General features: G+C 44.9%; 10 protein-coding genes. All 10 read right to left on the bottom strand.

The window, feature by feature from the left end; genetic code table 11:
• Window positions 1-31: 31 nt before the first annotated feature.
• Window positions 32-445 (bottom strand): phage head morphogenesis protein, encoded by a 414-nt coding sequence (locus B5J93_RS13085; RefSeq protein WP_079326761.1) that lies wholly within the window; start codon window positions 443-445, stop codon window positions 32-34.
• Window positions 435-2,408: a phage portal protein family protein gene (locus tag B5J93_RS13080; protein WP_079326760.1), complete on the bottom strand. Its 1,974-nt coding sequence runs from the start codon at window positions 2,406-2,408 to the stop codon at window positions 435-437. The genes B5J93_RS13085 and B5J93_RS13080 overlap by 11 nt, the downstream gene beginning before the upstream one ends.
• Window positions 2,408-2,863: a phage virion morphogenesis protein gene (locus tag B5J93_RS13075; RefSeq protein WP_079326759.1), complete on the bottom strand. Its 456-nt coding sequence runs from the start codon at window positions 2,861-2,863 to the stop codon at window positions 2,408-2,410. The genes B5J93_RS13080 and B5J93_RS13075 overlap by 1 nt, the downstream gene beginning before the upstream one ends.
• 9 nt (window positions 2,864-2,872) lie before the next feature.
• A complete protein-coding gene (locus B5J93_RS13070; RefSeq protein WP_079326758.1) occupies window positions 2,873-3,319 on the bottom strand; it encodes a DUF1320 domain-containing protein in 447 nt (148 codons plus the stop codon).
• A gap of 29 nt (window positions 3,320-3,348) precedes the next feature.
• The gene (terL, locus tag B5J93_RS13065) at window positions 3,349-4,989 is read right to left on the bottom strand and encodes a phage terminase large subunit (protein WP_228144951.1); all 1,641 of its coding nucleotides are present in this window, start codon (window positions 4,987-4,989) and stop codon (window positions 3,349-3,351) included.
• A gap of 136 nt (window positions 4,990-5,125) precedes the next feature.
• Entirely contained in the window at window positions 5,126-5,626 is a 501-nt protein-coding gene (locus tag B5J93_RS13060) for a DUF1804 family protein (protein ID WP_079326757.1), read from the bottom strand.
• Between the two features lie 8 nt (window positions 5,627-5,634).
• Window positions 5,635-5,856, bottom strand: coding sequence for a hypothetical protein (locus tag B5J93_RS13055; protein ID WP_065256136.1), 222 nt, complete (start codon window positions 5,854-5,856; stop codon window positions 5,635-5,637).
• Window positions 5,853-6,137 (bottom strand): hypothetical protein, encoded by a 285-nt coding sequence (locus tag B5J93_RS13050; RefSeq protein ID WP_079326756.1) that lies wholly within the window; start codon window positions 6,135-6,137, stop codon window positions 5,853-5,855. The genes B5J93_RS13055 and B5J93_RS13050 overlap by 4 nt, the downstream gene beginning before the upstream one ends.
• Window positions 6,134-6,355: a TraR/DksA C4-type zinc finger protein gene (locus B5J93_RS13045; protein WP_079326755.1), complete on the bottom strand. Its 222-nt coding sequence runs from the start codon at window positions 6,353-6,355 to the stop codon at window positions 6,134-6,136. The genes B5J93_RS13050 and B5J93_RS13045 overlap by 4 nt, the downstream gene beginning before the upstream one ends.
• The coding region (locus B5J93_RS13040; RefSeq protein ID WP_476703359.1) for a DUF7940 domain-containing protein at window positions 6,352-6,653 on the bottom strand (302 nt) is incomplete at its 5' end. The genes B5J93_RS13045 and B5J93_RS13040, both read right to left, overlap by 4 nt.

The raw sequence follows: 6,653 nt of genomic DNA, 5'->3' as shown, positions 1-6,653 counted from the left end.
ATTTAGTTGCCTTAGTACTTGTTGTCTAAAATCATCTGAGTATGCCATAGGGGTATTGTAGCATATTTTGGGTTCGGTTGGTATAAATGGTCTTTAACCGCCGATTTAACTGCCTTTCATAGTCTTTTAAAATCTCTTTATCCGCCCCTTTGTCGCCTGTTAGCGTAGGGGCAAGCCAGCCCTTTGACACCAAAAAAGGCTTTAACGATTTTTTAAACTCATTAAAACTTGTACCATTGTCAATCGCAGACTTTACTGCCTTATGCACTTCTGCCAGCATATCTTTATCAGCAAGCCCTGCAACGGTAAAGGCTAAGGCGTGTTGGTATGCCTTAAACTCAGCAAATTCAGCCGAAGTGATGAGCGATTTTTGGGCAAAGTGTTTTTCAGCTTCACGATTGGGTAATCGCTCAAAACTTGTGCTAACGCCTTTTTTATCCGTCATTTTCTACCCCCGACAAGCCTTTTAAAAATTCACTCATTCCTTGTTTGGTAAGCTCTGCCACAAATTCATCATTATCAAAACTTAATACCGCAAGTTTCTTTTCAAAATCGGCAAAGTCGGTGCTGTCATCAAGGAGCGATTGGATAATATCACCCTTTGCATTGGCGATTTTGCGTTGTTTTTCGGTTAATGGCTCATCATCGTGGCTGTGATTGTGGTCGTCTTTGGGGCGATGTCCTGCCTTACCGCTATCAGATAATAGCAATGATAATGGTAACTCTTGCCCCTGTTTTGGCGTGTGGGGTGCAGGCTCAATGATTGTAAAATGGTGCTCCTCATAACCTAGAATGTCTTTGTAATAATCTTTGGTTAGGGCAAACCTGCCCGTATCAAGATACAGTTTGTCCCGCTCCGCCCGTGTCTTATCTACCGCCTTTTCATTTTTCCATTCAAACCATACTTGTCCACCACTGACAAGCGGTGTGCCAAAATGGGCATTGACGGCAAGCATTGCGTTAATGGCGTGCTGGATTGCTTCTTTGGCAAGTTCTAGGTATGAGCCAATGCGGTCAATCCTTGCCTTGTCGTCTGTTTCGTTGGCACTACGACTGCCGTGTGTTTGGTCAGAAGTTTTAACCCTTCCAAGCAGTAATTTTTGAATACGGCGGTTGGACATTTGCTCCGCCATCTCAAAGGCTTGTCCGTTATTTTGTAATTGGTGGATTTGGATTTCGCTGTCTTTGTCAATCGTGGTCGCTCCACCTGATACAAAGCGGTACAAGGCACTGACAAATTTATTATTAAAATCAAACTCGGATTGCTTGCCCACGATATAAGGCTGAGCATAGCGGACAATAAATTGCCCCAAATACGCCCAAGACTTATTGCGTAACAAGACAGACGGATAAGCCTTAATCACGGTCATCTGCCCCATTGGGCGAGCGGGGGTGGCACGGTGGGTCAAGACCAAATTTTTCACTTCGGTGTTAATGGCAGTCTCAATACCCAAATGATTAAAAATAATCCGCCCGTCCCGCAAAAATCGGTAATTGTCAAGGTCATCAACACGGTTTAAGACTTTGTCAATCACCAGTCGCCCCTTGTCGTCTTGTTTATAGACATATTCGGCGATGGCGTGTCCGTTAAACTTTGCCAAAACTGCCAATTCAGCAAAAGTTTTGATGTGCGGTGTGATGATTTTAATCAGTTCGTTTTGGGTGTTTTCATCAAGTTCATCACCCCACACAATGAATGGCATCGCTTTAATGGCACTTTCAATGTCATCACGACAACCTTCTACTTCATCATCATTTAAGATGATGTTAAGAATTTCGGTGCGAGATTTGCCCGTCTCGGCAATCAAGCGGTTTAGATTGTCGTCATAGGTTTCATTGTCAAAAGCGTGAATGGCGGTGTCAAGGGGGGTCATTAAGGATTTTTTGTCCAGCTTTGACTCTTTTTGGACTTCGGTGGTTTTGGATTTTTTAAAGAAATTAAACATTGTTTTATCCTTTACGCTTTGGGTTTTAAAGCGTAAAGGATAAAGGGCAAACCCTTGTTGATAAAGCACGCCCGCCCCTTTATCTAAATAAATAGGGTTTAGGGTTAAATATTGCCCTTGCCCATCGGTTGGCTCATAGCCGATAAGAGCTTTGGCAATAGCGGTCAAAGTTGCCCCAACATCGCCAACCCCTGTTTTGTTGTAATATTGTTTGGCAAGAATCACGCTAAATGTGATGTCCATTGCTTGATTTTTGCCTTTGCTTGCTTCGCTTGCAGGGGCAAAGCTGTCCAAGACAACATACACACAGCCATCAATGCGGTTGGTGTTGGTTTTGGCTTCGTTTAGGTCGGATAAGTCATTGGCGGTAAAGACTTTTTTAATCTCATTGACGGTGTTTAAGCGTTCAATGACGGCTGGCAAAAAGGCTAGAAAGTCGGTATGGAGTGGATTTGTCATCATCAGCTCGCTAAATAATCGTTAATCATTGTATAAATGTCTTGTTTGTCTTCATTGGACAGCCCCAAAAAGGGGCGGGCGGGCATCTCTTCGCCATTTCTCTTTTTCGCCCCAAATTGATGATAGACGCCGTAGTGTTCAGAAGTGCCAATGGTTACGCTGTCTTTATCGGCATAATAGGTAATAGACCGCATTAAATCACCACTTTCTACCAAGATGCCACCATTATTGCCACTAGCGTTAGTTTTTCTTACTATCGTGTTGGGCAGTAAATTTGCCCAATAGTCGCCATTTGGCGATTGCTTGGTAATAAAGCGTTCGGTGGTGCTACTTTCAATCACCCCACCAATGGCTTGCATTAGGGGCGTTAAATCGCCATTTAACTTTTGGTACAGTTTGGCAATTTGACTGTGTGCAATGCCAAGTTCATCAAGCCCTGTTATCGTAATACTGGTCATAACACCTCCTTATCGCCACATACTTGGCACTTCGTTGGGCATAACGACAATGCCAGTTTTGGTGTGGTTGTCTGCGTTGCCATCGTCTTTTTTGCCTGTTAGCATTGCTGGGTCGTCTTTGACTTCGTTTAACCACTTGATTGCGTAGTCATAGCGGTCTTGGACAATCTTGGTTACGCCATTTTCATACAGATAATAACGGGCAATATCGCACGCCTTTAATATCAAGCCATCAGGCGTGGGCATTACCACACCATCCACACGATACCCCAAAACACCTCCATCATCACGAAACACCAACCCCGTGCTATTTAACTTACTTTCCACTTCACCAAGTGCATCTTTAATGGCTTGATTAACCACCACTTCATCAATGACCTGTGACCGTTTGTGGTCGGAAATATTGATAATCTCTTCTTCGCCAAATCTGTCTATTAAATCTTGCAACACAATCATTTAAAGCCCCTTTAAACCTTATTTAAATGTTATTGATAATAGCCAAAACCACTACCAAAACTCATACTCCCAAACTGGCTAGGTTCGGGAATGTCAATCGGTTGGGCGGTCGCTTGGCGTTTAAAGCCTGTTGCCAGCTTATACACCATCTCCACAGCGTCCGCCCCATCATCGTGGTCAGCTTTGGGGAAATGGCGAAACTGGTCTATCAGCGTGCTTTGGGAAGTATGTAGCAGTAATAGCCCATTTGCCATATAAGGTTGCAGGGTTTCAATTCTAAGCAGTTTATCCGAAGTGGGTTTGACAGGCATTGCAGGGACAGGCACACCACTCTCCGCACTTCTACGCACAAGCTCGGTTCTAAAAAACTCTTGAAACTGTACCGCTTCCACCGCCCATTTGACGCACCCATATTGCCTTTGATAATGGATAACATCACTGATGATACGGTCGGGCAGGCGTTTTTTAATGTCCGCCACCACGACATACACCTTACCCGTGGCTCGTTCTAGTCCCGCCACGACAATCGCAGACGGGTCTCGGCTTGCCCCTGCCTTGCCGAGTGACGGGTCTACCGCCCCAAAATAAATCAGATTATCAGGCAATTCATGCCAGTAGCTTATCGCTTTGGCAAAAGGTGCGTCATCGCCCGCCGTTGGGTCATTTTGATATTCTGAGTCAAAGGCTTTGCGGTTATTGGCACGGATTGTCATCATCGTCAAGATTGGACGAGCTGACCACGACACTACCGCCCCTTTATCCATTTGCTTTTTGTGCATTTGATAAAACGCCATGGCTTCATCTAACTGTTTGGCAAGATATAAAGCCTCCCATTCGTCCCACAGTGCCATGTTTTCAGGCATTTGGATAATGGCTTTAAAGCGTGCCGACACCCATTCTGGGCTGTTTAATGTGCGGTTTAGTACGCTGTCATAATGCAAAATCGTGCCAATATAGACAATATCCATTTTTTCGCCAGCCACGCCCAAAGGTTCAATGGTTTGGCGTATCCAGTCTTGGGTTTTGTCTCGTTGCTCCGCTTTTAATACGTTTTTGTCATTTTCAATATCATCTAAAATAACCAAATCTGGACGGTACGCCCCATGGGTCAAACCACGCAAACGTTGTCCTGAGCCTGCCACTTCTATTTTGACGTTGTTTTTGGTGATAATCTCGCCCTCTTGCCATTTTACGCCAACGCCAAATACTTCTGGAAAGTCCGTTTTTAGGCGGATATTGCTTTCAAGCTCCGCTTTAATGGCGGTCAAAATGGTGTAGGCTTGGCGGATAGAGTCCATGGCAATGAGAGCATAACGCAGTTTACCAATGACCGTCCGCCAAATGGGATATAGCTTGCTCACAATGGTGCTTTTAGCTTCGGCTCGTGGGGCGGCAATGGCTTGCTTTTGGCTTTGTTCATTAAAAGCCATGGCGGGCAACACCTCAAACAAGTATTCATGCAGTTTTGATTTATCAGGGTTTCGGATATAGTGTGGAAAATAAGTCCGTACAAAATACTCATAACCCCCAATCGGATTAAATACCCTAGCACGGCGGTCGGCAATCGCCTTGGGGCTGTCGTCCCAGTCATGCGTCATTGCTTGGATTTGAGCCGTGAGAGCGGATTGCAGGGCTTTTAATTCAGTCAAAAACTGTTTGGCTTTCATCATTTAAAGCTCCCAAATACCGCCCAAACAACAATCAAAATCCAAAGCCCAGACGTTTTAAAGCCTTTGATTTCAAGTATTGTAGTGCAGATAGTCAATATTGAAAAAGCAAGTGCTTGGTACATTTATTACTCTCTAATTAGCCAAATTCTTGTTGCAATGTTTCGCCAAAAGGTTCAAGCATGGCAATAAACTCTTGTAATAACTCAGGTTTATTATCTTTGACATGAGTGCCAAATAATTCCACCGTTTTTAGAGCAACCGCCAACTGTGATACTTGTGGTAGAATTTTTTTGTTGGCAGAGACAACCTTGTTAAAACTGTCTGCCAGACTTGTTAAAAAAGCCACTCTTTGAGCAGATGATAGGCTTTCGTCTTCACGCAAGATAGTCATTGTGCTTTTGTACTCAATGACAAAATCCGTTAAAATCTCTCGCCCCATATCCTCAATCTCGCCACCTGCCAACGTGTGTGCTGTTCGCACTTTATCCCAGTCATCGCCATTTAGCTTGGCTTGGTTTTTCCAGCGTTGTACGGTAGGGTAGCTGACCTTGTGTAGCTCTGCACATTTATCCAAAGATAGGCGTTCAAACACATAGCTTTTTCGCACTTCATTGATTTTGTCTTTACTATATGCCATAAGCCACCTTAACCACCTAATTTGATTCGGATAAACTCCATGCCAACATTGATGATACCACCTGTAATACTGCCTGTTACAGCACCTGCCACCGCCCCCGCTACCGTTGCTTTTTTGGTAATGTTCTGCTCCAAGTTGTCAATTTTGGCAACAATCTCACCATTTTGGGCTTTGATTTCATCTAATGATTGCAAAATCGCTTGCTGATTGTCGCTGTCTTGTCTGCTCATTTGTCTGCCTTTTTGTCTAGTTTATGCCCCAGCTCTTTGACGTCGGCTTTTAGGTCGCTAAGGCTATCTAAGATACGCTGATTGTCAATATGCGCGTCGCTTTTTGATTGGTAATTTCGGTACATCTCGGCACGCAAATCACTAACTTCTGATTTTAAGGTGCTAATTTGTAGCCGATTTTCGTCTTGACTTGATGACAATGTGGCAACCCACCGCCAAAATATGGCTTGGACAATGGTCGCCACAATGCTAATCGTCAAGACAACATAGGTATCGCTCATCGTCTGCCTCCTGTCTCATGCGTCCGCTCATGCGTCCACTGACAGCCAACACACCGCACGGCATGGGGCAGGGCTTGCTTTCGCACCTTGCCGATTGGCTCGCCACAGTCTATGCACTCGGTGATGTCATTGGGCGTGGCATGGCGTTGGGCGTGCTTGATTTGTATGGCTAAGATTTGCTCGGATTGGGCGGTGGCACGGTCGATTAGGTCGGTCATGGCACACCTCCTGTATCGTCTTGGTCGTCTGCTTGGGTGCGATACTCTCGCCCATGTCCGTCCCTGCTTGGCTTGCTTTGACTGACAAACCGCAGTATCAGACCACACACCGCCACAAATGCCACCAAATTATCGGCAAGCGGTTTTGGTAGTAGCTCTACAATCTCTGGGGGAATGGGCGTGGTCGCAAAAAATACAATGAGTGTAAATGCCCACACCGAAAACCACCGCCAGCCTTTACGCCAGTTTTCAACGATTTTTAGTTTCATGGTCAGCTCCAAAATATACCAACCGAACC

This window comes from Moraxella equi, assembly GCF_002027555.1.
Classification (GTDB): domain Bacteria; phylum Pseudomonadota; class Gammaproteobacteria; order Pseudomonadales; family Moraxellaceae; genus Moraxella; species Moraxella equi.
Note: the sequence above shows the minus strand (reverse complement) of the source record. Positions and strands in the feature narration are given on the sequence as shown.

What these genes read in the sequence shown, in the direction of transcription:
- B5J93_RS13085 (WP_079326761.1), bottom strand. Translation starts at nt 445, where the DNA reads ATGACGGATAAAAAAGGCGTTAGCACAAGTTTTGAGCGATTACCCAAT.
- B5J93_RS13080 (WP_079326760.1), bottom strand. Translation starts at nt 2,408, where the DNA reads ATGATGACAAATCCACTCCATACCGACTTTCTAGCCTTTTTGCCAGCC.
- B5J93_RS13075 (WP_079326759.1), bottom strand. Translation starts at nt 2,863, where the DNA reads ATGACCAGTATTACGATAACAGGGCTTGATGAACTTGGCATTGCACAC.
- B5J93_RS13070 (WP_079326758.1), bottom strand. Translation starts at nt 3,319, where the DNA reads ATGATTGTGTTGCAAGATTTAATAGACAGATTTGGCGAAGAAGAGATT.
- terL (WP_228144951.1), bottom strand. Translation starts at nt 4,989, where the DNA reads ATGATGAAAGCCAAACAGTTTTTGACTGAATTAAAAGCCCTGCAATCC.
- B5J93_RS13060 (WP_079326757.1), bottom strand. Translation starts at nt 5,626, where the DNA reads ATGGCATATAGTAAAGACAAAATCAATGAAGTGCGAAAAAGCTATGTG.
- B5J93_RS13055 (WP_065256136.1), bottom strand. Translation starts at nt 5,856, where the DNA reads ATGAGCAGACAAGACAGCGACAATCAGCAAGCGATTTTGCAATCATTA.
- B5J93_RS13050 (WP_079326756.1), bottom strand. Translation starts at nt 6,137, where the DNA reads ATGAGCGATACCTATGTTGTCTTGACGATTAGCATTGTGGCGACCATT.
- B5J93_RS13045 (WP_079326755.1), bottom strand. Translation starts at nt 6,355, where the DNA reads ATGACCGACCTAATCGACCGTGCCACCGCCCAATCCGAGCAAATCTTA.